At 59.2% G+C, this 25039-nt stretch carries 28 protein-coding genes and 2 pseudogenes; 20 read left to right on the forward strand and 10 right to left on the reverse strand.

Going from position 1 to position 25039, the window contains the following annotated elements:
• Positions 1-24: 24 nt before the first annotated feature.
• Positions 25-239: pseudogene (locus H3L94_RS12995) on the reverse strand (ATP-dependent exonuclease).
• Between the two features lie 132 nt (positions 240-371).
• On the opposite strand from H3L94_RS12995, the gene pssA reads away from it, so the two are divergent.
• Together pssA and H3L94_RS05705 are read left to right on the forward strand one after the other, a co-directional pair.
• Positions 372-1127: a CDP-diacylglycerol--serine O-phosphatidyltransferase gene (gene pssA, locus H3L94_RS05700; protein ID WP_009118187.1), complete on the forward strand. Its 756-nt coding sequence runs from the start codon at positions 372-374 to the stop codon at positions 1125-1127.
• 96 nt (positions 1128-1223) lie between these two features.
• Positions 1224-2033 carry a sulfite exporter TauE/SafE family protein gene (locus tag H3L94_RS05705; RefSeq protein WP_182123030.1) on the forward strand — a complete coding sequence of 270 codons (810 nt, stop codon included), beginning with the start codon at positions 1224-1226 and terminating at the stop codon, positions 2031-2033.
• Between the two features lie 85 nt (positions 2034-2118).
• On the opposite strand, the gene H3L94_RS05710 is transcribed toward H3L94_RS05705, so the two are convergent.
• Positions 2119-2745, reverse strand: coding sequence for a lytic transglycosylase domain-containing protein (locus H3L94_RS05710; protein WP_182123115.1), 627 nt, complete (start codon positions 2743-2745; stop codon positions 2119-2121).
• 328 nt (positions 2746-3073) lie between these two features.
• On the opposite strand from H3L94_RS05710, the gene H3L94_RS05715 reads away from it, so the two are divergent.
• The 4 genes from H3L94_RS05715 (at position 3074) to H3L94_RS05730 (ending at position 6938) form a co-directional block, all read left to right on the forward strand.
• Positions 3074-3823 (forward strand): GNAT family N-acetyltransferase, encoded by a 750-nt coding sequence (locus H3L94_RS05715; RefSeq protein WP_244958849.1) that lies wholly within the window; start codon positions 3074-3076, stop codon positions 3821-3823.
• Positions 3824-3832: 9 nt separating this feature from the next.
• Positions 3833-4642 carry a lysophospholipid acyltransferase family protein gene (locus tag H3L94_RS05720; protein ID WP_182123032.1) on the forward strand — a complete coding sequence of 270 codons (810 nt, stop codon included), beginning with the start codon at positions 3833-3835 and terminating at the stop codon, positions 4640-4642.
• 91 nt (positions 4643-4733) lie between these two features.
• Entirely contained in the window at positions 4734-6026 is a 1293-nt protein-coding gene (gene serS, locus H3L94_RS05725; RefSeq protein ID WP_182123033.1) for a serine--tRNA ligase, read from the forward strand.
• Between the two features lie 81 nt (positions 6027-6107).
• Complete coding sequence (locus H3L94_RS05730; protein ID WP_182123034.1) at positions 6108-6938, forward strand: PHP domain-containing protein; 831 nt, start codon at positions 6108-6110, stop codon at positions 6936-6938.
• Positions 6939-7145: 207 nt separating this feature from the next.
• Here the strand turns inward: H3L94_RS05730 and H3L94_RS05735 are convergent, their stop codons facing one another.
• The 3 genes from H3L94_RS05735 to H3L94_RS05745 form a co-directional block, all read right to left on the reverse strand.
• On the reverse strand, positions 7146-7484 hold the full coding sequence (locus H3L94_RS05735) for a GIY-YIG nuclease family protein (RefSeq protein WP_182123035.1): 339 nt from the start codon (positions 7482-7484) through the stop codon (positions 7146-7148).
• A 320-nt stretch (positions 7485-7804) separates the two neighbouring features.
• Positions 7805-9805 carry an ATP-dependent zinc metalloprotease FtsH gene (ftsH, locus tag H3L94_RS05740; RefSeq protein WP_182123036.1) on the reverse strand — a complete coding sequence of 667 codons (2001 nt, stop codon included), beginning with the start codon at positions 9803-9805 and terminating at the stop codon, positions 7805-7807.
• Between the two features lie 104 nt (positions 9806-9909).
• Positions 9910-10536, reverse strand: coding sequence for an RlmE family RNA methyltransferase (locus tag H3L94_RS05745; protein WP_182123037.1), 627 nt, complete (start codon positions 10534-10536; stop codon positions 9910-9912).
• A 177-nt stretch (positions 10537-10713) separates the two neighbouring features.
• On the opposite strand from H3L94_RS05745, the gene H3L94_RS05750 reads away from it, so the two are divergent.
• Positions 10714-11598, forward strand: a complete 885-nt coding sequence (locus H3L94_RS05750; RefSeq protein ID WP_182123038.1) for a DMT family transporter — start codon at positions 10714-10716, stop codon at positions 11596-11598.
• Positions 11599-11645: 47 nt separating this feature from the next.
• Here the strand turns inward: H3L94_RS05750 and H3L94_RS05755 are convergent, their stop codons facing one another.
• Both H3L94_RS05755 and H3L94_RS12425 read right to left on the reverse strand, forming a co-directional pair.
• A complete protein-coding gene (locus H3L94_RS05755) occupies positions 11646-12485 on the reverse strand; it encodes an SDR family NAD(P)-dependent oxidoreductase (protein ID WP_182123039.1) in 840 nt (279 codons plus the stop codon).
• 90 nt (positions 12486-12575) lie between these two features.
• A pseudogene (locus H3L94_RS12425) lies at positions 12576-12738 on the reverse strand (lipoprotein signal peptidase).
• Between the two features lie 34 nt (positions 12739-12772).
• Between H3L94_RS12425 and H3L94_RS05760 the strand changes: the two are divergent.
• The 4 genes from H3L94_RS05760 (at position 12773) to H3L94_RS05775 (ending at position 15622) form a co-directional block, all read left to right on the forward strand.
• Complete coding sequence (locus H3L94_RS05760) at positions 12773-13180, forward strand: YqaA family protein (protein WP_182123116.1); 408 nt, start codon at positions 12773-12775, stop codon at positions 13178-13180.
• 78 nt (positions 13181-13258) lie between these two features.
• Entirely contained in the window at positions 13259-14071 is an 813-nt protein-coding gene (gene rsmA / locus H3L94_RS05765) for a 16S rRNA (adenine(1518)-N(6)/adenine(1519)-N(6))-dimethyltransferase RsmA (RefSeq protein WP_182123040.1), read from the forward strand.
• Positions 14064-14792: an amino acid ABC transporter ATP-binding protein gene (locus tag H3L94_RS05770; RefSeq protein WP_182123041.1), complete on the forward strand. Its 729-nt coding sequence runs from the start codon at positions 14064-14066 to the stop codon at positions 14790-14792. The genes rsmA and H3L94_RS05770 overlap by 8 nt, the downstream gene beginning before the upstream one ends.
• Before the next feature lie 128 nt (positions 14793-14920).
• Positions 14921-15622: an SIMPL domain-containing protein gene (locus H3L94_RS05775; RefSeq protein ID WP_182123042.1), complete on the forward strand. Its 702-nt coding sequence runs from the start codon at positions 14921-14923 to the stop codon at positions 15620-15622.
• Between the two features lie 79 nt (positions 15623-15701).
• On the opposite strand, the gene H3L94_RS05780 is transcribed toward H3L94_RS05775, so the two are convergent.
• The 3 genes from H3L94_RS05780 to H3L94_RS05790 form a co-directional block, all read right to left on the reverse strand.
• Complete coding sequence (locus H3L94_RS05780) at positions 15702-16973, reverse strand: O-acetylhomoserine aminocarboxypropyltransferase/cysteine synthase family protein (RefSeq protein WP_220457326.1); 1272 nt, start codon at positions 16971-16973, stop codon at positions 15702-15704.
• Between the two features lie 114 nt (positions 16974-17087).
• Entirely contained in the window at positions 17088-17870 is a 783-nt protein-coding gene (locus H3L94_RS05785) for a cysteine hydrolase family protein (protein ID WP_182123044.1), read from the reverse strand.
• A gap of 85 nt (positions 17871-17955) precedes the next feature.
• Positions 17956-18168, reverse strand: coding sequence for a hypothetical protein (locus tag H3L94_RS05790; protein WP_182123045.1), 213 nt, complete (start codon positions 18166-18168; stop codon positions 17956-17958).
• 259 nt (positions 18169-18427) lie between these two features.
• Here H3L94_RS05790 and moeA point away from each other — a divergent pair, with 259 nt between their 5' ends.
• The 9 genes from moeA to H3L94_RS05835 all read left to right on the forward strand — a co-directional run bounded on the left by moeA (position 18428) and on the right by H3L94_RS05835 (position 24922).
• Entirely contained in the window at positions 18428-19654 is a 1227-nt protein-coding gene (gene moeA / locus H3L94_RS05795) for a molybdopterin molybdotransferase MoeA (protein WP_182123046.1), read from the forward strand.
• Complete coding sequence (gene moaA / locus H3L94_RS05800; RefSeq protein WP_182123047.1) at positions 19651-20628, forward strand: GTP 3',8-cyclase MoaA; 978 nt, start codon at positions 19651-19653, stop codon at positions 20626-20628. The genes moeA and moaA overlap by 4 nt, the downstream gene beginning before the upstream one ends.
• A 1-nt stretch (position 20629) precedes the next feature.
• Positions 20630-21259, forward strand: coding sequence for a molybdenum cofactor guanylyltransferase (gene mobA / locus H3L94_RS05805; protein WP_182123048.1), 630 nt, complete (start codon positions 20630-20632; stop codon positions 21257-21259).
• 47 nt (positions 21260-21306) lie between these two features.
• Entirely contained in the window at positions 21307-21780 is a 474-nt protein-coding gene (gene moaC, locus H3L94_RS05810) for a cyclic pyranopterin monophosphate synthase MoaC (RefSeq protein ID WP_182123049.1), read from the forward strand.
• A complete protein-coding gene (locus H3L94_RS05815) occupies positions 21764-22024 on the forward strand; it encodes a MoaD/ThiS family protein (protein ID WP_182123050.1) in 261 nt (86 codons plus the stop codon). The genes moaC and H3L94_RS05815 overlap by 17 nt, the downstream gene beginning before the upstream one ends.
• A gap of 1 nt (position 22025) precedes the next feature.
• Positions 22026-22463, forward strand: a complete 438-nt coding sequence (locus H3L94_RS05820; RefSeq protein WP_182123051.1) for a molybdenum cofactor biosynthesis protein MoaE — start codon at positions 22026-22028, stop codon at positions 22461-22463.
• Positions 22464-22797: 334 nt separating this feature from the next.
• A complete protein-coding gene (modA, locus tag H3L94_RS05825) occupies positions 22798-23550 on the forward strand; it encodes a molybdate ABC transporter substrate-binding protein (RefSeq protein ID WP_182123052.1) in 753 nt (250 codons plus the stop codon).
• A gap of 23 nt (positions 23551-23573) precedes the next feature.
• Positions 23574-24245, forward strand: coding sequence for a molybdate ABC transporter permease subunit (modB, locus tag H3L94_RS05830; RefSeq protein ID WP_182123053.1), 672 nt, complete (start codon positions 23574-23576; stop codon positions 24243-24245).
• Positions 24242-24922, forward strand: a complete 681-nt coding sequence (locus tag H3L94_RS05835) for an ATP-binding cassette domain-containing protein (RefSeq protein ID WP_182123054.1) — start codon at positions 24242-24244, stop codon at positions 24920-24922. The genes modB and H3L94_RS05835 overlap by 4 nt, the downstream gene beginning before the upstream one ends.
• Positions 24923-25039: the final 117 nt, after the last annotated feature.

Below are 25039 nucleotides of genomic sequence, written 5' to 3' on the forward strand. Positions count from 1 at the left end.
CGCCTGTCTTTTTGCTTGCCGTTTTCAGGTAGCCTGATTCCACGCACAAACCGATTGAAGCTGAGACCTTTGCAAAGTCCCCAGATGTGGATGCTGTTCAAGGCGTAGCAGCGCAGCGAGCGTGAACGCCAGGAATCCCTGTGGGACAGACATATCATACAGATAGGCAAGCGAGCGAGCAGTACCCATAGGGCATAAACGCACAACGCAGAAATGCGCCGCAGATGGACGTTTTGCAAAGGTCTCAGGCTACCTGAAAAGGCTTCCCGCCTCCCCACACAAGCAATTGCCCGCCTCGCGCCCAACCCTGCCGTTTTTCGCCCCGCCGCCTTGTGATATAGTGCGTCTTCCTTCTGCCCAGCGAGAATGCCATGAGTCTGCCGCCTACAGAACCACGCCCTACCCGCCGCGACACCCTGCGCAACAACAGCATTTATCTGCTGCCCAATTCTTTCACGCTGGCGGCCTTGTTTTGTGCCTTCTTCGCCATTACCCAATCCATGCACGGCCAATACCAAACCGCCGCCATCGCCGTTTTCATCGCCATGCTGCTCGACGGCATGGACGGCCGTGTGGCCCGCTGGACCAACAGCCAAAGCGCGTTCGGCGAACAGCTCGACAGCCTGGCCGATATGGTGAGTTTCGGCGTGGCCCCCGCCCTGATCGCCTACAACTGGCAACTGAACGAATTCGGCCGCATCGGCTATTCGGTGGCTTTCGTCTATTGCGCCTGTGCCGCGCTGCGCCTGGCCCTGTTCAACACCCTCATCGGCAAAGTGGACAAAAAATGGTTTATCGGCATCCCCAGCCCGACGGCCGCAGCTTTGGTGATCGGCCTGGTGTGGGTGGACCACAGCTTCGGCCGCCTGCCCGCCGTGCAATGGCTGTGCCTGCTGGTGACCCTGTTTGCCGGTTTGTCGATGGTGGTGCAGATCAAGTTTTGGAGTTTCAAAGAAATCAATGTCCGCCGCAAAGTGCCGTTTTTTGTGATGATTCTGGCCGTGGCGGCGCTTTTGGTGGTGGCTTTGGAGCCTTCGCTGGTGTTGTTCCTGCTGTTCTTGGCCTACAGCCTGTCGGGTTATGTGATGTGGCTGCTGGAATGGCGGGCCAAACGGCGGGCTACCTGAAACCCGCGCCCGCCCCAGCACAAAGCGGCAGCGGCCGCTTTGTTTATGGCCGCGCAATTGCCGGCCCGAGATGAGTGAGATTGAGGATAAAACACAATGTGGAGCATGGAAGTATTGCTGCCGCTGATGGCGGTGGGGGCTTTGGCCGGCTTTCTGGCCGGCCTTTTGGGCATCGGCGGCGGCATGGTGGTGGTGCCGATTGTGCTGTGGCTGCTGGATCAGCAGCAGATCGGCGGCGCCCACGCCCAGCATCTGGCCTTGGGCACATCTTTTGCCGTGATGGTGTTCACCACGTTTTCGGGCGCGCTGGCGCAGCACCGCAAAGGCGCGGTGCGCTGGGACGTGGTCAAACGCATGGCGCCGGCCATGGTGGCCGGCGGCCTGATCGGTTCGGCGGTATCGTCCTACCTGCCCACCCGCGGCCTGCAGATTTTCTTCATTGTGTTTGCCTATGCGGTGGCGGTACAAACCCTGCTGCGCTTCAAGCCCAAGCCGTCGCGCCAACTGCCCGGCACAGGCGGCCTGACTGCCACCGGCGGGCTGTTCGGTTTATTGTCGAGCTGGGTGGGCATCGGCGGCGGCTCGCTGTCGGTGCCGTTTATGCTTTATTGCAATGTGCCGCCGCATCAAGCCGTCGGCACGTCCAGCGGTTTGGCTTGGCCGATGGCGGTTTCCGGCGCGGTCGGCTATTTGGTATCGGGCTGGTCGGTGGCCGGTCTGCCAGAAGGCGCATTCGGCTTCTGGTATCTGCCTGCGGTGGCGGTATTGGCCGCCTGCACGGTGTTATTTGCCCCGCTGGGCGTGAAAACCGCCCACAGGCTGCCGCCCGATGCGCTGAAAACCGCCTTCGGCATTTTGCTTTTGCTGATTGCTTCGCAAATGTTGTGGAAATGGTGGATGGCATAAAGCAGATCCATGCCCCCAATGAATTTCAGGTAGCCTGTATGCAGAGTGCAGGCTACCTGAAAACTTTTCGCTGGAACAAAAACCGCTAAGCCCAATCCCAACGGTTTTTCCACGCACCGATAACCGCATCGGGATAACGGCTGCTGCCCAAGCTGCCGTTGTAGCGCGCCAATGCCCGCTGCAGATTGCCGTTTTCCACATTGCGGTAGTGGCGCAGAATGGTGCAGCCGTAACGCAAATTGGTGCGGATGTCGAAAAGATTATGTTCCGGCTTACCGATGTAGTTTTTCCAAAACGGCATCACCTGCATCAGGCCGCGCGCGCCTACGCCGCTGATGGCGTATTGGCGGAACGCGCTCTCCACCTGAATCAAACCCAGCACCATCTGCGTGTCCAAACCCGCCCGCACCGACTCGTATTGGATGTTGATCAACAAACGCCGCCGCGCCAGCACATCGGGCACATAGCGCGCCAAACGCAGCGACATATCGTTCAGCCAACGCGGCGCATCATAAGGATCGGCAAACACTAGCCGCGGCGGGTTGACATTGTTGACCGAATGGCGCATCACCGAAGCCACGTCGTCAGACAGGGTTTCTTCACGCTGGGCGCCGGCTCTCGCCACGGCCGGCAGCAGGCAGACGGCCGAGCAGGCGGCGGCAGACAGCAGCCAATGCCGGCGTTGCGGGCTCTGCGGCTGTTCCTCAGACATCTTCACCAAACCATTCCTTTACAAACAGGCCGTGATTATAAAACGGCGGACCGGGAAAAACATCAGCCCGAGACCTTTGCAAACCCCCCATCTGCGGCGCATTTCTGCGTTGTGCGCTGCTCGCTCGCTTGCCTATCTATATGATATGTCTGCACTCGCTGCGCTGCTACGCCTTGAACTGCATCCACATCTGGAGGGTTTGCAAAGGTCTCAGCCCGGCTTGCCCGATGGCCGGGTTTGTGCCGATTTGCCCGATAATCCGCTTGCCTTTGCCCGCGTTGGGCTTTACAGTTCGGCCTTCGCCACAGTACACCTTCGGGAGTCTTTTATGCAGCGAACGAAAACCGAATCCTGGCCCGCCATCGAAAGCAGCCGGCTGGAGGTCTTGCTTGCCCAAGACGAAGCCACTGTCGAAGCGGCCCAACGGTTGCGTTACGACATTTTCGCCCGCGAAATGGGCGCCAATATTGCCGGCCATGACGGCCGCGACATCGACCGCTACGATGCCTTCTGCCGCCACTTGGTGGTACGCGACAAACACAGCGGTGAAATTGTGGGCACCTACCGCCTCACCACCCAAGCAGCCGCCGAAGCCAACGGCGGCTGGTATTCCGCTTCCGAATTCGATTTGAGCCGCATCGAGAGTATTTTGCCCAAAGCGGTCGAGCTCGGCCGCGCCTGCGTGCATGCCGACTACCGCTCCGGCAGCACCATCTCCCTTCTTTGGATGGGGCTCACCCAGTTTATGAAGCTGAACCATCTGGACTACATGATCGGCTGCGGCAGCGTGGCCATGGCCGACGGCGGGCATGAAGCCGCCAGCCTGTTCCGCTACATCGAACAGCACCACTACGCGCCGGAAGAATACCGCGTTTTCCCCAAACACCCCCTGCCGCTGGACGAGTTGCGGCAAGACCTGCCGGTGACTCCCCCGCCGCTCTTAAAAGGCTATTTGCGTGCCGGCGTATGGATTTGCGGCGAGCCGCACTGGGATCAGGATTTTAAAACCGCCGATATGCTGGTGATGATGCCGATGTGGCGCATCCATCCGCGCTATGCCAAACATTTTGTCCGTTGAGGCAGCCGCATGAGCACCCTTCGTTTGTGGCTGCGCCTGATCGGCATCGGCGGCGTGATTGCTTGGGGCTGCATTCAGGTAGCCCTGTTTTTCAAACGCGAAGGCCGTCCGGGCCGCCAGCGGCGCGTGCGCGAGTGGTCGCGCCAGTGCATGCGCGTGTGCGGCGTGAAACTCAGCGTTTACGGCGCCGAGCGTTTTTTTGCTTCCGGCGGCCTGTTTATGGTGGGCAACCACGTTTCCTGGCTGGATATTTTCGCCGTCAATTCCGTGCATGCGGTGCGCTTTGTGGCCAAAGAGGAAGTGCGCAGCTGGCCTGCCGTCGGCTGGCTGGCGGCACGGGCGGAAACCGTGTTCATCCAACGCAACAACCGCCGCTCCTCGCAACAGGTGCGCGACATCCTGTTGCAGATTTTGGCCGAAAGCGACTACACCGTGGTTTTCCCCGAAGGCACCAGCACAGACGGCACCGAGCTCAAACCCTTCCGCAGCAATCTGTTTGAAGCCGCCGTACAAAGCGGGCAGGACGTGTGGCCGATTGCCCTTTATTACCCGAAAGCAGACGGCAGCCCGAACACCGATATGGCCTACTTCGGCGACCTCAGCATGTGGCAGTCGTTCTGCCGCATCCTGCCGCAAAAGCAAAGCGAAGTGGCGCTGTATTTTCTCGAACCGATTGCCGTGGCCGGCAAAACCCGCCAGCAGATTTGTGCCGAAGCCGAAGCCCAAGTGGCCGCCAAACTGGCCGAACTGCAGGGCAAATCCGTTGCCGAACTGATGGCCGCCTCCGGCCGCTCCCCCGCACCGGCAGAGGCTACCTGAAAACAGGCTGCCTGAAAGCCTTTCAGGTAGCCTTTATGCTGCGGCGCGTTTACAATACGCGCTTTATTTTTTCCGTTTATTCGCGCCCATCATGTTAGACATCCAACGCCTTCGCAACGATTCTGCCGCCGTCGCCGCCAAGCTGGCCGCCCGCGGCTTCGCTCTTGACACCGCCGCCTTTGAAGAGCTGGAAAGCCGCCGCAAAGCCCTGCAAGTGAAAACCGAAGACTTGCAGGCGCGCCGCAACAGCGTGTCCAAACAGATCGGCGCCCTCAAAGGCCAAGGCAAACACGCGGAAGCCGAAGCGGCCATGGCCGAAGTGGCGGCCATCAAAAGCGAATTGGAACAAACCGATACCGACTACCAAGCGGTGCAGAAACAGCTGGACGACTGGCTGCTGGTCATCCCCAACCTGCCCCACGACAGCGTGCCCGCCGGCCGCGATGAAAACGACAATGTGGAAGTGCGCCGCGTCGGCAGCCCGCGCCAATTCGATTTCGAAGTCAAAGACCACGTTGACTTGGGCGAAAAGCTGGGGTTGGACTTCGAAACCGCCGCCGCCCTCTCCGGCGCCCGCTTCAGCCTGATGAAAGGCCCCATCGCCCGCCTGCACCGCGCCCTGGCGCAATTCATGCTCGACACCCATACCCAGCAGCACGGCTACACCGAGTGCTACACCCCCTATATCGTCAGTGACAGCACCCTCTTGGGCACCGGCCAGCTGCCGAAATTCGGCGAAGACCTCTTTCACGTTACCCGCGGCGGCGACGAAAGCAAACTCGGCCAATACCTGATTCCCACCGCCGAAGTCACCCTCACCAACACCGTGCGCGAGCGTATCGTGCCGCAAGAGGCGCTGCCGATCAAACTCACCGCCCACTCGCCCTGCTTCCGCAGCGAAGCCGGCTCGCACGGCAAAGACACCCGCGGCCTGATCCGCCAGCACCAGTTCGACAAAGTGGAAATGGTGCAAATCGTCCACCCCGACACGTCTTACGCCGCCTTGGAAGAAATGGTGGGCCACGCCGAAAAAATCCTGCAGCTGCTTGAGCTGCCCTACCGCGTGATCGTACTGTGCACCGGCGACATGGGCTTCGGTGCCAGCAAAACCTACGACCTCGAAGTGTGGGTGCCCGCGCAAAACACCTACCGCGAAATCTCCAGCTGCTCCAATTGTGAAGACTTCCAAGCCCGCCGCATGAAAGCCCGCTTCAAAGACGAAAACGGCAAAAACCGCCTGCTGCACACCCTCAACGGCTCCGGCCTCGCCGTCGGCCGCGCCTTGGTGGCGGTGCTGGAAAACCACCAACAGGCAGACGGCAGCATCGCCATTCCGCCCGCCCTGCGCCCCTATTTGGGCGGCGCCGAAAAACTGGTGCCCTAAACCGCCAACGCACAAAAGGCTACCTGAAAACAGCTGCTCCATGCCGGCACGCCTTTCAGGTAGCCTTTGCCATCATCCACCATGATTGATCTGCACTGCCATTCCCATGTTTCCGACGGCGCCCTGCCGCCGCGCGAAGTGGTGCGCCTCGCCCACGCCAACGGCTGTACCCTGCTGGCCCTCACCGACCACGATCACACCGGCGGTTTGGCCGAAGCGCGGCAGGAGGCCGACCGTTTGGGCTTACGGCTGATCAACGGCGTAGAAATTTCCGTCAGCTGGCGCGGCCGCACCATCCACATTGTCGGCCTCAATTTCGACGAGCCCGATCCCGGCCTGCAAAATCTGCTCGCCCAACTGCGGCAAGGCCGCCTCGAGCGCTTCGCCCGCATTGCCGACAAGCTGGCCGCCAAAGGCATAACCGGCGCCTACGAAGGTGCTTTGGCGCTGGCCGCCAATCCCGAAATGGCCAGCCGCACCCATTTGGCGCAATGGCTGGTGGCGCAAGGCCATGTGCGCAACAAACAGCAGGCTTTCACCAAATATCTGGGTGACGGCAAAAGCGCCGCCGTGCGTCACGAATGGGCCAGCCTCGAGTCCGCCGTCGGCGCCATCACCCAAGCCGGCGGCATGGCCGTGATCGCCCACCCCATGCGCTACCCGCTCTCCGCCACCGCCAAACGCCACCTGATTGAAGCCTTCGCCGCCTGCGGCGGGCGCGCCATGGAAGTACACAGCGGCGCCTGCAACCTGAACGACCGCCTAAACTACGCCCTGCTGGCCGAACGCTACGGCCTGCTGGCCTCCTGCGGCAGCGACTTCCACCGTACCGGCGATTACGGCAGCGGCATACTCGGCGCCTGCCCGCCCCTGCCCGCCAACTGCCGTCCGGTTTGGGAAGCCTTCGGTTAAATACCACGTTGAATAGCCCGTCCAAACCGCAGCAGTCCCGCTTTAGAACCTGTTCATCGGCACAGCCTGAGCCGGGCTTTTCAGGTAGCCTGAGGCCTTTTTATCGCGCCAGACAAACCCGACAATCAGTTTTGCCTGCCAACAAGTGCCTATGGTTTTGCCCGCATTCCAGGCTACCTGAAACCGGGCAAAACCATCTGCCGCCCCTTATGCCTCTTGGCGCCAAATTCTGTCCGTCTCCACCACCGCCGCCCACAATAACTGCTTTTGCTGCCGATTCAGCTGCTTAATGCGCCACTCTTCCCTGCCTGCTGCCGAACGGCTCAAACCCACGCTCAGCAAACGCATTTCCTTCACCCCGCGCGAACGGGTATAGCGGGCCGCTTGGCCGGCACAATGCGCCGCCCAACGCAAGGCCGGCCGGTTACTGATGCCGCAATAGAAAGTGTCGTCGGCACAGCGGATCAGGTACACGCACCACTGATTGGCCGCTTCGGCTTTGCATACGTCTGCGGCTGTATTCCCGCAATCAAGCGATTGATCCATATCCTATTTCCCGCATCCTGCATACCACTCAATCAACTTACCCACTTGGCGGCTCTACCTGTCGTTACTGCGCCAAACCATTCGCAGCAGATGCCCTCAGGGCATAGGCGTGCAACGGCTTAGACGCAAGAAATTCTTGCAAGACAGGCATATCACCCACATACCGCTCGATATGCACTGCACACCCAAGTGCTGCCAAGGTTTCGTGTGTTTCAGCAGCTATTGAATATAGTTAAAGGCTACCTGAACCCTTTTCACTGCGCAGAAACTGCGGAGCTAATAAGGTTTCAGGTAGCCTTTTCATGATCAGGAAAAAGCCCTTAGGGTTCGCGTTTGTCCTGTTCGGTGTTGTGCGGCTTTCCGGCTACGGGGGCTTCTGCAGCGGGCGCCGCTTCAACCGGCTGTGCGGCGTTTTCCTGTTCTTGTGTGGGCACGGCGGGCGTTTCGTCAGATTCGCCGGTTTCGCCGTCTTCTTTGCGGATGTTGTGGCTGTAGTCTTTCGGTGGGCTGGGCTGTTTGCCGGCCATGATTTCCAGCACTTGGTCGCGGTCTATGGTTTCCCACTCCATCAATGCCCGGCACATGGTTTCCATCTTGTCGCGGTTTTCGTCCAAGATTTTGTAGGCCACCGCATATTGCTCATCGAGAATGCGGCGCACTTCGGCATCCACTTCCTGCTGGGTTTTCTCGGAAATATGCTGCGAGCGGGTGATGCTGCGGCCGAGGAACACTTCGCCCTCGTTTTCGGCATACACCATGGCCCCCATTTTATCACTCATGCCGTAGCGGGTGACCATTTCGCGGGCGATTTGGGTGGCGCGCTCGAAATCGTTGGAAGCACCGGTGGAAATGCGGCCGACATAAATGTCTTCGGCAATCCGACCGCCGTACAGAATCGAAATCTGGTTCAGCATCTGGTCTTTATACATGCTGATGCGGTCACGCTCCGGCAGCTGCCAGGTCAGGCCCAAGGCGCGGCCGCGCGGCATGATGGTGACTTTGTGCACCGGGTCGGTGCCTTCTAGGCTTTCCGCCACAATAGCGTGGCCGGATTCGTGGTAGGCGGTGGCGCGTTTTTCGTCTTCGTGCATCACCATGCTGCGGCGCTCGGGGCCCATATAGATTTTGTCTTTGGCGTCTTCAAAATCGCTCTGATCGACTTTGGTTTTGTTGCGGCGGCCGGCAAACAGCGCTGCTTCGTTGACCAAGTTGGCCAAATCGGCACCGGAAAAACCGGGCGTGCCGCGTGCCAAAGACACCAAATCCACGGAAGCATCCAGCGGTACTTTTTTGGCGTGCACCTTCAAAATCTGTTCGCGACCACGGATATCGGGCAGCGGCACCACCACCTGGCGGTCGAAACGGCCGGGGCGTTGCAAGGCGGGGTCGAGCACATCGGGGCGGTTGGTGGCGGCAATCACAATCACGGTTTGGTTGCTTTCAAAGCCGTCCATTTCCACCAACAGCTGGTTGAGGGTTTGTTCACGTTCGTCGTTGCCGCCGCCCAAGCCGGCGCCGCGCTGGCGGCCGACGGCGTCGATTTCGTCGATAAAGATGATGCAGGGGGCGTTTTTCTTGGCCTGCTCAAACATATCGCGCACGCGGGAAGCGCCCACGCCGACAAACATTTCCACGAAGTCGGAACCGGAGATGCTGAAGAAGGGCACGCCTGCTTCGCCGGCAATCGCTTTGGCGAGCAGGGTTTTGCCGGTACCGGGGCTGCCGGCCAGCAAAATGCCGCGCGGCACACGTCCGCCCAGGCTTTGGTAGCGGTTGGGCGCTTTCAGGTAATCCACGATTTCCTGCACTTCTTCTTTGGCTTCGTCGCAGCCGGCCACATCGGAAAAGGTGACTTTATTGGCATCTTTGTCCAACAGCTTGGCGCGGCTTTTGCCGAAGGAGAAGGCACCGCCTTTACCGCCGCCTCCGGTTTGCATGCGCATGAAGTAAAACCAGGCGGCAATCAACAGCAATACGGGCAGCAGGCTGAAAAAGAGGCTGCCCAGCATACTGGGTTTCTCTTCGGGGATTACCTTTACGTCCACGTTTTTGCCCAACAGGGTTTCGATCAGCTTGTCGTCCAGCGGGGCGTTGGTGAAGAACTGGGTTTTGTCGGTGCGCTCGCCTTTGATCACATAGCCGGTCACCACCGAACCTTCGATGTGCACGCTGCTGATTTCGCCTTTGTTTACCTGCTGGATAAACTGCGAGTAGTTGATTTGCTGTTTGTTTTCCTTCTCGCCCAACAAGGCTTGTGCCGAGGCGAAAATAACCCCGGCCAAAACCAGCCAGACCAAAAGCGTTCTTACGGTGTTACGCACGGTAACAAGCTCCTATTGATGTAAAGTGGAGCAGAATAAATACAGGGTGGGGTTAAGTTTGGGCTACCTGAAAACCCGCATGGCTTGTTTTCAGGTAGCCTGGATTATTCCCCGAGTTTGTTGCGCCCCAACAAATAGGTTTCGCTGGAGCGGTCGCGCGAGGCCTTGGGCTTGCGCACCTGCACTTGGGCGAATACTTCGCGCATGGCCTGCACATATTCCTGATAACCCGCGCCCTGAAACACCTTCACCAGCATATTGCCGCCGGGCTTCAGATGGTTGGCGGCAAAGTCCAAGGCCAACTCGCACAAGTGATAGCTGCGCGCCTGATCGCTGACTGCGTGGCCCGACATATTGGGTGCCATATCGCAAATTACAAGATCCAAACTGCGCCCGTCCAACAAGGCTTCCAATTCGGCCAACACCGCATCTTCGCGGAAGTCGCCCTGAATAAACGATACGCCCTCCACCGGCTCCATCGGCAGAATGTCCAAAGCGAACACGCGCCCGCTTTTGCCGGCCAACTTGGCCGCCACCTGCGACCAGCTGCCCGGGGCGCTGCCCAAGTCGGCCACCACCGTGCCCGGCTTGATTAATTTGTCTTTTTCATTGATTTCTAAAAGCTTGTATGCGGCACGCGCGCGGTAGCCGTCTTTCTGCGCCTGATGCACATAAGGATCGTTCACGTGCTCGTGCAGCCACGCTTTGGAAGATTTGGAACGCACCGCCATCACTGCCTGCATTGTCGCGGATTCAAAACAGGCGGCATTGTAGCCTATAAATGGCGCAGGCGGGCACGGGCATTTTCAAATTCAAAGGCGCCCATAGCAACGCTTTACCGCGGCAGGGCTTTCAGGTAGCCTTGGCGCCTTTTTGTGACGACACGCCCTGTTTGAATCGCTGATGCCATGAACGCTTATTCCACCCGCCCCGCCGCATTCGGCCTGATTGCCGGCTGCATTATTTTCGGCCTCGGCAGCCTGATTGTGGCCGCGGTGCCGGTGGGGGCGTATGCCATCGCCTTTTGGCGGCTGGCGGTGGCCGCGGTGGTGTTTTATTTACTGCTGCGGCTGCAAGGGCGTCGTCTGCCGGCCAGCCGCCGCGCCCGCGTGTTTGCTCTGTTGTCGGGCACGTTTTTGGGCGTGGATTTGGCCTTGTGGCACGAAAGCATTTATGCGGTGGGCCCCGGCATCGCCACCCTGCTCAACAGCCTGCAGATTTTCTTTTTGGCCGCCATCGGCTTTGTGTGGTTCGGCGAGCGGCAAAGCCGGCTGCAACTGTTCAGCCTGCTGCTGGCCGTGGCGGGCGTGGCCCTGATTGCCAGCCCCGAATTCGGGCGCAACCAACACGCGGCTTGGGGCCTGATCAGCGGCATTGTTTCCGGCAGCATGCTGGCCGTTTCGATGACGTTTGTACGCAAAACCCATGAAGCCGAGCCGACGCCCCTGCTGCCGCTGATGCTGCTGGTGAGCCTCGGCGGCATGGCGGCCATGCTGCTGCCGGCCTGGTGGTTCGACCAAGGCCGGCTTTATCCCACTCAGGCGCGCGACATCGGCCTGATTCTGATTTACGGCGCAGTGATGCAATGCCTGGCTTGGGGCTTGATTGCCCATGCGATTCCGAAACTCTCGCTGGCGCTCACCGGCCTGCTGCTGCTGTCCGAACCGGTGGCCGCCCTGCTGATTGACGCCTGGGTGCTCGGCAAAGCGATTGATGGCTGGCAATGGGCCGGCGCGGCCTTAACCTTGGCCGCCATTTATTTGGGCTCCGCATTCGGCAAACAGGCTACCTGAAAGCCTGAGACCTTTGCAAAACCCCCATCTGCAGCCAACGCTGCCGGCTACTTGCCCTGCCCCTTCACCGCCCCGCGCAGCAAGCGGTCGAGCACGGCGGTGGGTAAAATCCGTTTCAGATACCAAAACAACACCGTCGGCACCGTCACCAAATAACGGCGGCGCGGCTTCGGCGCAGTCAGCGCGGTCACACACACAGCGGCACAGGCGGCGGAAGACACGGTAAACGGCGCCGCATCGCCTTCTTTCTGCAAACGGTTGAGCTGGGCCTGATAAGCCTCGCGGTGTACGCTGCCTTCCATGTCGATGTATTGGCGGAATTTCGCCAAAGCATTGGGGCGGAAACGGGTGGCCACCGGCCCGGGTTCCACCAACACCACCTCAATGCCGCTGCCGGCTGTTTCGTGGCGCAGCGTGTCGCACATACCTTCCAACGCAAACTTGGTGCTGTTATACGCCCCGCGCCAAGGCATGGCGGCAAAACCCAGAATGCTGCTGTTCACCACAATCCGCCCGTGCCCCTGCCGGCGGAACAGCTTCATCGCCTCGACAATGCACTCCCAAGTGCCGAATACATTGGTTTCAAACTGGGCGCGCAAGGCTTCGCGCGGCACATCTTCCACCGCGCCGGTTTGGCCGTAGCCGGCATTGCAGAACAAGGCATCCAAAGTGCCGCCGGTTTGCTCGGCCACGGCGGCAAACGCAGCGGCAATCTGCGCGCTGTCGTCCACATCCAGCAGCAAAGCCTCCAAACCCTGCGCCTGCAAACGGCGCACATCCGCCTCCCGACGGCAGGAAGCGAACACCCGCCAACCCCGCGCCTTCATCTGCAGGGCGGTATCCAAACCGATGCCGCTGGAGCAGCCGGTGATCAATACGGATTTCATGATGCGTCCTTATCTTTCAGAAGCCGCGTATTATAATGCCGCGTGTATGCCGCTGCCATCGCGCCCCAATCTACCCGCTGCCTTCTGTTTTCAGGTAGCCTGAGACCTTTGCAACCCTCCAGATGTGGATGCAGTTCAAGGCGTAGCAGCGCAGCGAGCGAAGACATATCACATAGATAGGCAAGCGAGCGAGCAGTACCCATAGGGCATAAACGCACAACGCAGAAATGCGCCGCAGATGGGGGTTTTGCAAAGGTCTCAGCCTGCCGCTGAACACCGCCCTTTATATGGATACCTTCTGGCTGCTTACCGGCTTGGCCTTCTCCGCCTTGACTTCCGCCACCCTGTTGCCCGGCACGTCCGAAGCCGCCTTGCTGGCGGTGGTGCACGGCCGGGCCGACCTTGTTCTCGCCGCTTGGGGTGTAGCCACCGCAGCCAATACCGCCGGCAGCCTGGTGTCCTACACTCTCGGCCGTCTGCTGCCGCCCAAGCAGCACCCCGGCCGTGCGGCAGGCTACCTGAAACGCTACGGCAGCGTCTGTCTGCTGCTGGCCTGGGTGCCTTTTATCGGCGATGCCCTGCCGGTGGCGGCCGGCTGGTTGAGAATGAATGCCTGGCTGTGCGCCCTGATGCTGCTGATCAGCAAAGGCTTGCGCTATGCTTTCCTGATCGGCGGCTGGCAGCTGTTTTCCTGACGCAACCAGGCTTCACAGCATCGATGAATCTGTTACAATCCGCCGCATTTGAGTCGGCCTCCCGTCATTCTGCCACACATGAAAGAACACAAAGCCCGCAAACGCTTCGGGCAGAATTTTCTGCAAGACACCCGCATCATCCGCGACATCTTGGAAGCCGTGCGGCCGCAGCCGAACGACACCGTCATCGAAATCGGCCCCGGCTTGGCGGCCATTACCGAGCCGCTGGCCGCGAAGCTGAACACCCTGCATGTGTGCGAGATCGACCGCGACATCATCGCCCGCCTGAAAACCCTGCCTTTTGCCGGCAAATTGGTGATTCACGAAGGCGACGTGCTGCAATTCGATTTCCACAGCGTGCCCGGCCGCAAAAAAATCGTCGGCAACCTGCCCTACAATATTTCCACCCCGCTGCTGTTCCGCTTGAGCGAAGTGGCGCAAGAAGTGGAAGACATGCACTTTATGCTGCAGAAAGAAGTAGTGGAGCGCATGGTGGCCGCGCCCGGCAGCAACGATTACGGCCGCCTCAGCGTGATGTTGCAGTATTTCTTCGACATGGAAATGCTGTTTGAAGTGCCGCCCGAAGCATTCGTGCCGGCGCCGAAAGTGGATTCCGCCGTGGTGCGCATGATTCCGGTGCGCCACCGCCTCGGCGAAGCGCAAGATTTCGCCCATTTCGCACAGCTGGTTAAGCAAGCGTTCCACCAGCGCCGCAAGACCATACGCAATAATCTGAAAGACTTGGCCGGCGAAACCGATTTCGCCGCCGTCGGCATCGATCCGCAGCAGCGGGCCGAGCACATCCCTCCCAGGCAGTATGTGGCCCTCAGCAACCACCTCTGCCAAAACATAAAGCCAAAACCAATCACAGAGGAGCAAACAGATGATTAAATTCAAAAACGTACACAAATGGTTTAAAGACCTGCACGTGATCAACGGTGTCGATCTCGAAATCAACAAAGGCGAAGTGGTGGTGGTGTGCGGCCCGTCGGGCAGCGGCAAATCCACCCTGATCCGCACCGTCAACCAGCTCGAGCGCATTCAGGAAGGCGAAATCTGGGTGGACGGCATCAATGTGGCCGACCCCAAAACCGATCTGAATAAAGTGCGCGCCGAAGTGGGCTTTGTGTTCCAACACTTCAACCTCTATCCCCACCTGAGCGTGCTGGAAAACATCATGCTCTCCCCGATCAAAGTGAAAAAACAATCGCGCGAACAGGCCGAGAAAAAAGCCCTGGAACTGCTGGAGCGCGTGGGCCTGGCGCATAAAAAAGACGCCATGCCCGGCCAGCTTTCCGGCGGCCAGCAGCAGCGCGTGGCCATTGCCCGCGGCTTGGCAATGGAGCCGAATGTGATGCTGTTTGACGAACCCACCTCCGCGCTCGACCCCGAGATGGTGGGCGAGGTGCTGAAAGTGATGAAAGACTTGGCCATGAGCGGCATGACCATGATGTGTGTGACCCACGAAATGGGCTTCGCCCGCGAAGTGGCCGACCGCGTGATCTTCGTCGATCACGGCCAGATTGTGGAAATGGCCGACCCCGACACCTTCTTCACCAACCCGCAAAGCGAGCGCGCCCGCCAATTCCTCAATCAGGTGATGACGCACTAAAACAGCTGAACGCCTCCTGCGAAATCAACACAGGCTACCTGAAAACCGGCCAAGCAATCTTTTGCGAAACCGACTGTTTTCAGGTAGCCTGTTTCCCATTCCGACTGCTTCCGCCCAAGGAGAACCTTATGAAGAAAACCGCCGTCCTACTCCTCCTCTCCGCCGTTCTCAGCCTGCCCGCCGCAGCCGAACCGCTTCACTACCAAATCTTACGCTTCAGCGAAACCGTCAGCCGCGACGTGCCCAACGACTGGATGACCTTACGCCTGCGGGTACAGACCCGCCATGTCGATGCCGCCCAAGCCGCGGCCGGCACCACCCGCAAACTGAATATCCTGCAAAGCCACCTGCGCGCGCTCAGCGGCATCGAAAGCCAACTCCAATACCGCTCCGCCTATCCCGGCAGCGAAAGCGGGCAAAACGGCCGCAATCAGCGCATCTGGCAGGACGAAGCCGTACTGAGCGTGTCCGGTGCCGACTTCCAAGCCTTAGGCAAGCTGCTGGCGCAAAGCAGCGGCGAAGCGGTGGTGGATAATGTTAGCTTTTCGCTCAAACCGGCTACCCGCCAACGGATTGTCGAAACCCTGAGCACCGAAGCCCTGCGCCGCTTTCAAGAGCGGGCACAAGCCCTCAGCCAAACCATGGGTGGCAGCAGCTACAAAGTGGTGGAGGTGGACTTGGTGCAAACCATGCAGGCCGGCAGCCGGGCCTACCGGGCGCACGACATGGCTTATGCCGCCGCCACGCCGCCCGCTCCCGAGCAGGCTTTCGATACCCCGGGGCAAACCACCGTCAGCCAAACCGCCAGCGGTCGGGTGCAGTATCAATAGGTTTGGCCGTTCTTCAGACCAAAATACCGCTTTCAGGTAGCCTGAAAGCGGTATTTTCCTATTCTCAACGCCAGCGGTGTTATCGGGCGGCAGCCAAAGCCTGCTCCAAATCGGCGAGCAAATCGTCGATATGCTCAATGCCGATAGACAGGCGCACCATGTCTTCGCTCACGCCGGCAGCCTTCAGTTCTTCGGCGTTCAGCTGGCGGTGGGTGGTGCTGGCCGGGTGGGTGGCCAGCGATTTGGCGTCGCCGATGTTGACTAGGCGGGTAAACAGTTGCAGCGCGTCGATAAACTTGCCGCCGGCGTAAATGCCGCCTTTAATGCCGAAGCTGAGCAGGCCGGAGGCCTTGCCGGCGAAATCGCGTTCAATCAGAGCCTTGTAAGGGCTACCTGAAAGGCCGGGGTAGTTGACCCAAGCCACTTGCGGGTGGTTTTGCAGGAACTCAGCCACTTTCAAAGCATTGCTGCTGTGGCGCTCCATGCGCAGCGCCAGGGTTTCCAGGCCTTGCAGAATCAAGAAAACATTCATCGGGCTGATGGCGGCGCCGGTGTTGCGCAGCGGCACCACGCGGGCGCGGGCGATGTAGGCGGCGGAGCCGAAGTGTTCGCTGTAATTGACGCCGTGGTAAGACACGTCGGGCGTGGTCAGCACTTTGAAGCGTTCGCCTTTGGTCCAGTCGAATTTGCCTGCGTCGATAATCGCGCCGCCGATGCTGGTGCCGTGGCCGCCGATGTATTTGGTGAGGGATTCCACCACGATGTCGGCGCCCAGCTCAATCGGGCGGCACAAGGCGGGCGAAGCGACGGTGTTGTCCACCACCAAAGGCAGGCCTTGCGCGTGCGCGGCTTCGGCGAAGGCGCGGATGTCCACCACATTGATGGCAGGGTTGCCGATGCTTTCGCAGTAAACCAGTTTGGTGCGCGCGTCGGTGTGGGCGGCGATGTCTTCGGGCTTGGCCGGGTCGATAAAGCGCACTTCGATGCCTTGTTTGGGCAGGGTGTGGGCAAACAGGTTGAAGGTGCCGCCGTATAAGGTTTTGGTGGCGATGATGTTGTCGCCCGCTTCGGCGATGGTTTGGATGGCATAAGTAATCGCCGCCATGCCGCTGGCCACGCACAAGGCGGCAATGCCGCCTTCCAAGGCCGCCAACCGCGCTTCCAAAACGGCGGTGGTGGGGTTCATGATGCGGGTGTAGATATTGCCGGCCACGTTGAGGTTAAACAAATCGGCGCCGTGCTGGGTGTTGTCGAAGGCGTAGCTGGTGGTTTGGTAAATCGGCACCGCGGCGGCTTTGGTGGTGGGATCGGGCTGGTAGCCGGCGTGAATGGCTTGGGTTTCGAGTTTCACGAATAATGTCTCCATAACAAAAAATAAGCAGCATGATACGCTGGCAGTATTCGGATCTGGCAGGTGTGCTAAAGCACAAGCCGCTATACACAGATGATAACAAAAATTAATGGTTTATTCCGTGCCGCAATCCAAACCGTCACTACATCCGCTCATGCGGTGGGTACATTTTTCCGGATGGTTGGGGGCATATTTGGCGCAAGGGAGGTGGGGAACAAAGCGATGCGCATCATCCAAGTGTCGCAGTGCCGATGGGCAATGGTGCTGCTTGAGCCAATCGGCCACGGCATTGGCATCATCCAATAAAAACGCACCGACTTCACGCATTTTCTGCAAAGCCGCCGCCACGGTATCTTCGGCAATACCGCGGCAGGACGCCAGATTCACCAAAACCTGCCAATTGCCGTAACGGCACAGCTGCACCACGGTTTCTTTGACTGAATAATCGGTTGCCAAACCTCCGACAATCAAACAATCCGCTTGGCGCACCTGTAACCACTCCAACAAACCGGTGCTCAACGTTTCCGCAGTATCATGAAAGCAGCAGCCGTAAGGATGCATATTTCTATCCAGGCCCTGGTGTACCAAAAAATCATATTCTTCGGGTTGGGGCAAGCCTGGCAGCGGCAGAAAGCCCGCCGTCCCTACTTCAGCATGGCGCACCCAAGTTTGATCCGCATTGGGATAATCCAATTTGCGCCCCATCTGCTCGGGTTGCTCGACCACCCACACAGCATTGGGGCCGTGTGCATCTCGGGTCAAAACGCGCCAATGTGCCAAAGCGGCGTTACGGTTCAACTCAGGAGCAATCAAATCCCCACCGGCCACCGGCAATTCATCCGGACAAAAAGGCGAAAAAGCCCGTTGGGCATTGATATCAATGGAGATAATCGACATGACTACTTCCTTTAAGTAATATAAATAATAGTTAATTTAGCGATATTATAGTTAAATAGAGTTAATATGCAAACAAGCATTGACTTTAATTTATTTGCTCAAATAAAGGCAAAGCGCTATCTTTAAAGAGCGTGCACATAGCATCAAAACGCTTTGCCATACAGGCTGAACCTTCAAAAGCCCACAGCACACGCCTGTTGGCGACACAGCTCAAAACGGCATCAAACAAAATCAGAAAGACCCAAGATGCCAAACCGCAAAATTGCTTCTCGGCATTTTTCCTTTCAATTAGACCCATTCCACCTTCACCCACAACAAACCGCGGCCCAAAGGACATTCGGGATAATTTTTTATCTTGAGTGCGCTTGGGGTGCTTTTACATGATGGCTACGTCGAAAGTAGTAGTCTAGCTATCTCTTTTCGCCGTTTTGCCATGCTTTGTATGCATTCAAATCTGATTTGGCCTGCTTTACCATGCGGACATCAGGCCGGTATGGCCGCATCAATCAAGCCCGGGCAGGCTACCGAGAGTTGGCCCGCAGCAGGAGACACACACCATGGCACTCACATCCGTTAGCGAACTGCAAACCCTGATCCGCGAACACATTGCCCGCGCCCCGCGCTTGCCCGAAACCGAACATCTCCCCGTTGCCCAAAGCATCGGGCGTGTTTTAGCGGCCGACATGGTGTCCGCCCTCAACATCCCCGCCACCGATATCTCCGCCATGGACGGCTATGCTCTGCCTGCCGGTGCCGCAGCCGGCAGCCGTTGGCGGGTAGTCGGCGAATCTGCTGCCGGCAAACCTTTTTTCAGCAGTCTGCCCGAAGACGGCTGCATCCGCATCATGACCGGCGCTGTGGTGCCGGCAGGTTGCGCCTGCGTGGTCTTGCAGGAACATACCGAAACCGACGGCGACGCTATTTTACTCACTCAAGAAGTTGCCACTGGCGCCAATATCCGCTACGGCGGGGAGGAAGTGGCCGCAGGGGATACCGTCCTCAGCGCCGGACGCATTCTACGCCCTGCCGACGTGATGCTTTTGGCCGCCCTCGGCATCGGCCAAGTGCCGGTTTACCGCAAAATCCAAGTGGCGGTATTGTCCACCGGCGACGAACTGCACGAGCCGGGCACGCCGGTTACCGACTGCGGACAAGTGTACGACAGCAACCGCCACACCCTGATGGCCCGTTTGGCGACCATGCCGGTGGAAATTTTGGATTTGGGGCAGGCGGCCGACGACTTGGAAGGCGTGCTGCACACTTTAGACGAAGCCGCCCGCTTGGCCGACGTGGTGATCACTTCCGGCGGCGTATCGGTGGGCGAGTACGACTATATGCGCGAAGCGGTTGACCGCTTGGGCGCCATCCACCACTACAAAGTAGCCATCAAGCCGGGTAAGCCGTTTGTGTTCGGCCAAATGTTGAGAACTTGGTATTTCGGCCTGCCCGGCAACCCGGTTTCCGGCTATGTTGGCTTCGATCTGTTTTTGAAAGCCGCTTTGTGGCAGCTGTGCGGCGCGCAGGAAATTCCCCAGCCTTTACGTATGCAAGCTAATCTGACCCAAGCGGTAAAAAAATCGCCCGGCCGCATGGACATCCAGCGCGCCGTGCTCACGCCAACCGCCGACGGCACATGGGAAGCCGCGCCTGCCGGCGAGCAGGATTCCCACCGTGTGTGGGGCGTCAGCAGAGCCAACGGTTATATTGTTTTGCCGGCCGAATCCGGCAACCTGCCGGCTGGCAGCACCGTTACCGTCCAACCGTTCACCGAGGCTTTCTTATGAATCCGCTGACCGATCCTTTCAACCGGCGGCTCACTTATTTACGCCTGTCGGTAACCGATTTGTGCAATTACCGCTGTACCTATTGCCTGCCCGAAGGCTATGCCGGCAAAGCCAAGCCTGACGAACTGAGGCTACCTGAAATCGAGACTTTGATTCAAACCTTCGCCCAAAGCGGCACCCGCAAAATCCGCCTCACCGGCGGCGAACCCACTTTGCGGCGTGATTTGGCCGACATCATTGCCATCTGCCGCGCCCAACCGCAAATCGAAAGCGTGGCGCTGACCACCAATGCGTACAAGCTGGCCAAACTGTTTCCGGCCTACCGCGCCGCCGGCATCGACAAATTGAACATCAGCATCGACAGTTTCGACCCGGAAGTGTTTTACCAAATCACCGGCAAACGGGAATGCAGCAACATCGTGCGCGCTTTGGACGGCATCTTGGAACAGGGCTTTTACGGCATCAAAGTGAACACCCTGCTGCTGCGCCGCTATATGGCGCGCACCTTGCCCGATGCCCTGGATTTCGTGCGCCACCGCCCGGTTACCCTGCGCTTTATCGAGCTGATGCAAACCCGGGACAATACGGCCTTTTTTGGCGAACAGCATTTTTCGGCCGCCACCCTGGAAGCCGGCCTACAAGCCGAAGGCTGGCAGCTGGTGCCGCGTTCGGCGCATGCCGGCCCGGCCAGGGAATACCGCCACCGCGATTTTGCCGGCGGCATCGGCTTCATTGCGCCTTACAGCAAAGATTTCTGCCAAAGCTGCAACCGCCTGCGCGTGAGTGCACAGGGCAAAATGCACCTATGCCTGTTCGGCGGCATCGCCTATGATTTGCGTCCCTGGCTGCGCAGCGGCGACCAAACCGGCCTGCGCCAGCACCTACACGATCTGATGGCGGAAAAACCGGAACATCACTTCCTGCACGACCGCAAATTCGGCCTAATCCGCGATTTGTCGATGATCGGCGGTTGAGATGGCCGGCACTGCTACACAATACGAGCCTTTGCTGATTCTCTGCGGCGGCCTCAGCCGCCGCATGGGCACGCCCAAAGCCTTGCTGCCCTTCCGCGGCCACACCCTGATACACAAACTGGTCTCGCAAACCCACCCCCAGCGCCCCATCTGGCTGGCCGCTGCCGGCCAAAGCTATGCCGACACCGGCCGCGCACATTATCTCCACGACGCCCTGCCAGAACGGCAAGGCCCGCTGGCCGCCATTTTGCCGGCACTGCAAGAAACATACTGCCAAGGCCGAGCCGGCATTTACGTACTGGCCTGCGACACCCTGCTGCAACCCGAAGCAATCATCAAACTGCTGGCCCAAGGCGCCGGCCGCCCTGCTTGGCAACAGGGCATTACCCTGTTGGCCGATGCGGACAGCGGCCGTATTCATCCGCTGATGTCGCATTGGTCGGCGGCTGTGCGGCAGGATTTACAGGCGTATCTGGCACAAGGCGGCCGCAAAGTCAGCGCCTGGCTGGATACGCAGACCTGCCAAACCATTACCATGCCCCAAACTTGGCAGGCGGTATCCAATTTCAATACGCCTGTCGATTTCGAACACGCCCTAGCAGCCGCCCAAGCGCTGCCCGAGGCTACCTGAAAAACTTCCCGAGCCGCATCAGGCTACCTGAAAAAACGGAGGATTGGATGTCACTCACCCATTTAGACGAACACAGCCGCAGCCGCATGGTGGATGTTGGCGATAAAGCCAGCACCCGCCGCGTGGCAGCCGCCGAAGGCTGGGTAGTTTTCCCGCCAGATGTGTATGCCCAAATCCAGGCCGCCAACGGCCAAACCGCCAAAGGCGCCGTAATCGAGGTGGCCCGTCTGGCCGGCATCATGGCCGCCAAAAACACCGCCCAGCTGATTCCGCTGTGCCATCCGATGATGCTGGAGCGCTGCCGGGTGGACTTAAACTATGAAGACGATGCCCACCGGCTGCACATCTGCGCCGAAGTGGCGGTATCGCACAAAACCGGTGTGGAAATGGAGGCGCTGACGGCGGTATCGGTGGCGGCGCTGACCGTATACGACATGACCAAGGCGCTCAGCCACGACATCCGCATCGAACAAATCCGCCTGGTTCACAAATCCGGAGGCAAACATGACTTCAAGCGCTGAACCCCGCCGCATCACCGTTCTCTATTTTGCCGCCCTGCGCGAGCAAAGCGGCAAAGAACGGGAAGAGCGGCTCACCCATGCCGCGGATGCGGCCGCCCTCTACGCCGAACTGGCCGCCGAATACGGTTGGGACTTGCCGCAAAGCCGCCTGCGCGCCGCGGTCAACCACACCTTCTGCCCGTGGCAGCAAACTTTACAAAACGGCGATACCGTTGCCTTTATTCCCCCCATTGCCGGAGGCTGATATGTTTTTTGATCTAACCGAACAAGCCATAGACGCCACTGCTTTGCGCCGGCATTTGCTCGACAACGAACAATGCGGTGCATTTACCTGTTTTGAAGGCTGGGTACGCCGCCAAAACGACGGCAGCCGGGTGGATTACTTGGTGTACAGCACCTATGAAGCCTTGGCCCGCAAACAGGGCGAAGCGGTATTGGCACAAGCCAAACAGCGGTTTGCCATCGAAGACGCCGTTTGCGTCCACCGTTACGGCCACCTGGAAGTGGGCGAAATGGCGGTATGGGTAGGCGTCACCGCCGGACACCGCGATGCTGCTTTTGCCGCCTGCCGTTTCATTATCGACACCATCAAAGCCGAAGTGCCGATTTGGAAACAGGAGTTCTACAGCGACGGCCAAGCATCGGCCTGGCTGGCCAATCCCGAAGGACTGCCGGCGGAATAGTTACCGCCCTTCCCGCAAACGGCATACTGCCGCCACGCCTTGTCCGACTACAAGCCGTGGCGGTTTTGCTTTTCCGCTCCATGCTTTTCAGGTAGCCCGCAGCCTTTTCCCCCCGGCTACAGCAAACGTGACCGATTAAAACGGCAACATACGCTCCAACATACCGCACCTGCCCTTGCAGCTACTCATCGTTTCCCAACCCGTCTCTTTTTAGCCGCCGTGACGGCTACTCCTTTGGTATTAAGCGGCCGTTTAACTCCTTTCGCCAATAGCTGTCGGATAAGGCTTTTGCTATCTTGCCCCTCTCATTCTTTTTCATTGCAAGGATCGCAAGATGAAGCGTCTGCCCCGCATCACGGCTTTGGCCGCTTTGCTGCTTGTCACCCTGTCGCTGCAAGCCAAAGACCTGACCGTTTCCGCCGCCTCCAGCCTGAAAGACGCTTTTCAGGAAATCGCCGCCCAATACGAACGCCTGCATCCCGAGGTAGATGTGAAACTGAACACTGCCGGATCGGGCGCCCTGCTGCAACAACTGCTGCAAGGCGCACCGGTGGACGTGGTGGCCTTTGCCGACCAAAAAACCATGGACATGGCAGTGGAAAAGAATGCGGTGGACGGGGTCAGCCGCCGCACTTTTGTGCGCAATGATTTGGTGTTGATCGTACCGAAAAACAGCCACACGTCCGCTCCCTCTTTACAAGACCTGAACCGCCCCGCCGTCAGCCGCATCGCTTTGAGCAATCCCGAAAGCGTGCCGGTGGGCCGTTATGCCAGAGCCGCGCTGGAGAAAGCCGGCCTGTTCGCCGCCCTGCGGCCGAAAATCATCACCACTCAAAACGTGCGCCACTCCCTCGATTATGTGGCGCGCGGCGAAGTGGATGCCGGCTTTGTCTATCGCACCGATGCGGCACTGATGCCGGAAAAAGTGCGGGTCACCGCCACCGTAGCGCTCGACACCCCCGTTTCCTATCCGATTGCCGTCAGCACCGACAGCCGCAACAAGGTCGAAGCGCAGCGTTTCCTCAACTTCGTGCTGTCGCCCCAAGGCCGCCAAGTATTGAACAAATACGGCTTCAGCCGCCCGTAAACTTTTTTCAGGTAGCCTGAAACATGTGGCAAGATGTTTGGCCGGCTCTCGGCCTGTCCTTAAAAGTGGCCTTCTGGGCCACTTTCCTCAATTTGCTGCTGGGCATTGCCGTCGGTTTCCTGCTGGCCCGGCGGCGTTTCCCCGGCCGCGACCTGATCGATACGGCGCTGACCCTGCCCATGGTGCTGCCGCCCACCGTACTCGGCTACTACCTGCTGGTTTTATTCGGCCGTCACGGGACCATCGGCCAATGGTTGAGCCACAGCTTCGACATCCGTTTGATTTTCACGTGGCAGGGCGCAGTCCTGGCCGCAATGGTGGTGACTTTTCCTCTGCTCTTCAAACCCGCCCGAGCCGCGTTTGAAGGCGTCAATCCTCAATTGGAACAGGCTGCCCGCACGCTAGGCTTATCGGAAAGTGCCGTCTTTCTGCGCGTGACCCTGCCTTTGGCCTGGCGCGGCCTGTTGGTGGGCCTGTTGTTGGCGTTTGCCCGCGCATTGGGCGAATTCGGCGCCACGCTGATGATTGCCGGCAGCATTCCCGGCCAAACCCAAACCCTATCCATTGCCGTTTATGAAGCGGTCCAGTCCGGCAACGACCAATTGGCCAACCAATTGGTGCTGCTGATCTCCGCCGTCTGTATTGCGGTTTTGTGGACCACTTCCCGTTTGGCCAAGCCCAAGGAGCGCACATGAGCCGCGCAGACTGGATATTCGATTTTTCTCTGCAGGCACGGGTGAGCGCCGGTAAAAGATCTTTCGACTTGGATGTTGGCTGCCAAAGCCGTGCCCGCCGGCTGGCCATCATCGGCCCGTCCGGCTCCGGCAAAAGCCTGACCCTGCAACTACTGGCCGGCCTGCTGCCGCCGGCGCAAGGTTACGTCCGCATCGGCGGGCAGACTTACGGCGATACGGCACAGCAAATCTGGCTGCCCCCGCAACAGCGCCGCGTCGGACTGGTGTTTCAAGACTACGCCCTGTTTCCGCATCTGACCGTGGCGCAAAACATTGCTTTCGGCCTACAACACGGCTGGCACAATCCTTCATCCCGCCGCCCAGCAGAATCGGTGCGTCTGTGGTTGGATCGGATGCAGCTGCAACATATTGCCGGCCATTACCCGCACCAGATTTCCGGCGGCCAAAAGCAGCGCACCGCACTGGCCCGCGCCTGCATCACCCGCCCGCAGTGGCTGTTGCTGGACGAACCGTTCTCCGCCCTTGATGCAGATTTACGCCAGCAAATGCGTCAGCTGGTGGGCGAATTGCAAAGCGAACTGTCGGTGCCCATGCTCATCATCAGCCACGACACAGCCGACACCCAGGCCTTGGCAGACGAAGTGCTGCGCATGGAAAACGGCCGTCTGAACGGTTGAATCCAGCAGGTTTTTGATGGGCTTATGATGAAAAGCGACGGGCTTTTCTTTTCAGGTAGCCTGTGCCGGCCGCAGAGCAGCAAAACTGGCCGTTGTTACGGTTTGAGCCGTCCGAGC

This window comes from Neisseria shayeganii, from assembly GCF_014054965.1.
In the GTDB taxonomy this organism is placed as follows: domain Bacteria; phylum Pseudomonadota; class Gammaproteobacteria; order Burkholderiales; family Neisseriaceae; genus Eikenella; species Eikenella shayeganii.

Bases quoted from the DNA above. Each gene is read 5' to 3' on its own strand.
- pssA (WP_009118187.1), top strand. From the start codon at position 372: ATGAGTCTGCCGCCTACAGAACCACGCCCTACCCGCCGCGACACCCTG.
- H3L94_RS05705 (WP_182123030.1), top strand. From the start codon at position 1,224: ATGTGGAGCATGGAAGTATTGCTGCCGCTGATGGCGGTGGGGGCTTTG.
- H3L94_RS05710 (WP_182123115.1), bottom strand. From the start codon at position 2,745: ATGTCTGAGGAACAGCCGCAGAGCCCGCAACGCCGGCATTGGCTGCTG.
- H3L94_RS05715 (WP_244958849.1), top strand. From the start codon at position 3,074: ATGCAGCGAACGAAAACCGAATCCTGGCCCGCCATCGAAAGCAGCCGG.
- H3L94_RS05720 (WP_182123032.1), top strand. From the start codon at position 3,833: ATGAGCACCCTTCGTTTGTGGCTGCGCCTGATCGGCATCGGCGGCGTG.
- serS (WP_182123033.1), top strand. From the start codon at position 4,734: ATGTTAGACATCCAACGCCTTCGCAACGATTCTGCCGCCGTCGCCGCC.
- H3L94_RS05730 (WP_182123034.1), top strand. From the start codon at position 6,108: ATGATTGATCTGCACTGCCATTCCCATGTTTCCGACGGCGCCCTGCCG.
- H3L94_RS05735 (WP_182123035.1), bottom strand. From the start codon at position 7,484: ATGGATCAATCGCTTGATTGCGGGAATACAGCCGCAGACGTATGCAAA.
- H3L94_RS05745 (WP_182123037.1), bottom strand. From the start codon at position 10,536: ATGGCGGTGCGTTCCAAATCTTCCAAAGCGTGGCTGCACGAGCACGTG.
- H3L94_RS05750 (WP_182123038.1), top strand. From the start codon at position 10,714: ATGAACGCTTATTCCACCCGCCCCGCCGCATTCGGCCTGATTGCCGGC.
- H3L94_RS05755 (WP_182123039.1), bottom strand. From the start codon at position 12,485: ATGAAATCCGTATTGATCACCGGCTGCTCCAGCGGCATCGGTTTGGAT.
- H3L94_RS05760 (WP_182123116.1), top strand. From the start codon at position 12,773: ATGGATACCTTCTGGCTGCTTACCGGCTTGGCCTTCTCCGCCTTGACT.
- rsmA (WP_182123040.1), top strand. From the start codon at position 13,259: ATGAAAGAACACAAAGCCCGCAAACGCTTCGGGCAGAATTTTCTGCAA.
- H3L94_RS05770 (WP_182123041.1), top strand. From the start codon at position 14,064: ATGATTAAATTCAAAAACGTACACAAATGGTTTAAAGACCTGCACGTG.
- H3L94_RS05775 (WP_182123042.1), top strand. From the start codon at position 14,921: ATGAAGAAAACCGCCGTCCTACTCCTCCTCTCCGCCGTTCTCAGCCTG.
- H3L94_RS05785 (WP_182123044.1), bottom strand. From the start codon at position 17,870: ATGTCGATTATCTCCATTGATATCAATGCCCAACGGGCTTTTTCGCCT.
- H3L94_RS05790 (WP_182123045.1), bottom strand. From the start codon at position 18,168: ATGGGTCTAATTGAAAGGAAAAATGCCGAGAAGCAATTTTGCGGTTTG.
- moeA (WP_182123046.1), top strand. From the start codon at position 18,428: ATGGCACTCACATCCGTTAGCGAACTGCAAACCCTGATCCGCGAACAC.
- moaA (WP_182123047.1), top strand. From the start codon at position 19,651: ATGAATCCGCTGACCGATCCTTTCAACCGGCGGCTCACTTATTTACGC.
- mobA (WP_182123048.1), top strand. From the start codon at position 20,630: ATGGCCGGCACTGCTACACAATACGAGCCTTTGCTGATTCTCTGCGGC.
- moaC (WP_182123049.1), top strand. From the start codon at position 21,307: ATGTCACTCACCCATTTAGACGAACACAGCCGCAGCCGCATGGTGGAT.
- H3L94_RS05815 (WP_182123050.1), top strand. From the start codon at position 21,764: ATGACTTCAAGCGCTGAACCCCGCCGCATCACCGTTCTCTATTTTGCC.
- H3L94_RS05820 (WP_182123051.1), top strand. From the start codon at position 22,026: ATGTTTTTTGATCTAACCGAACAAGCCATAGACGCCACTGCTTTGCGC.
- modA (WP_182123052.1), top strand. From the start codon at position 22,798: ATGAAGCGTCTGCCCCGCATCACGGCTTTGGCCGCTTTGCTGCTTGTC.
- modB (WP_182123053.1), top strand. From the start codon at position 23,574: ATGTGGCAAGATGTTTGGCCGGCTCTCGGCCTGTCCTTAAAAGTGGCC.
- H3L94_RS05835 (WP_182123054.1), top strand. From the start codon at position 24,242: ATGAGCCGCGCAGACTGGATATTCGATTTTTCTCTGCAGGCACGGGTG.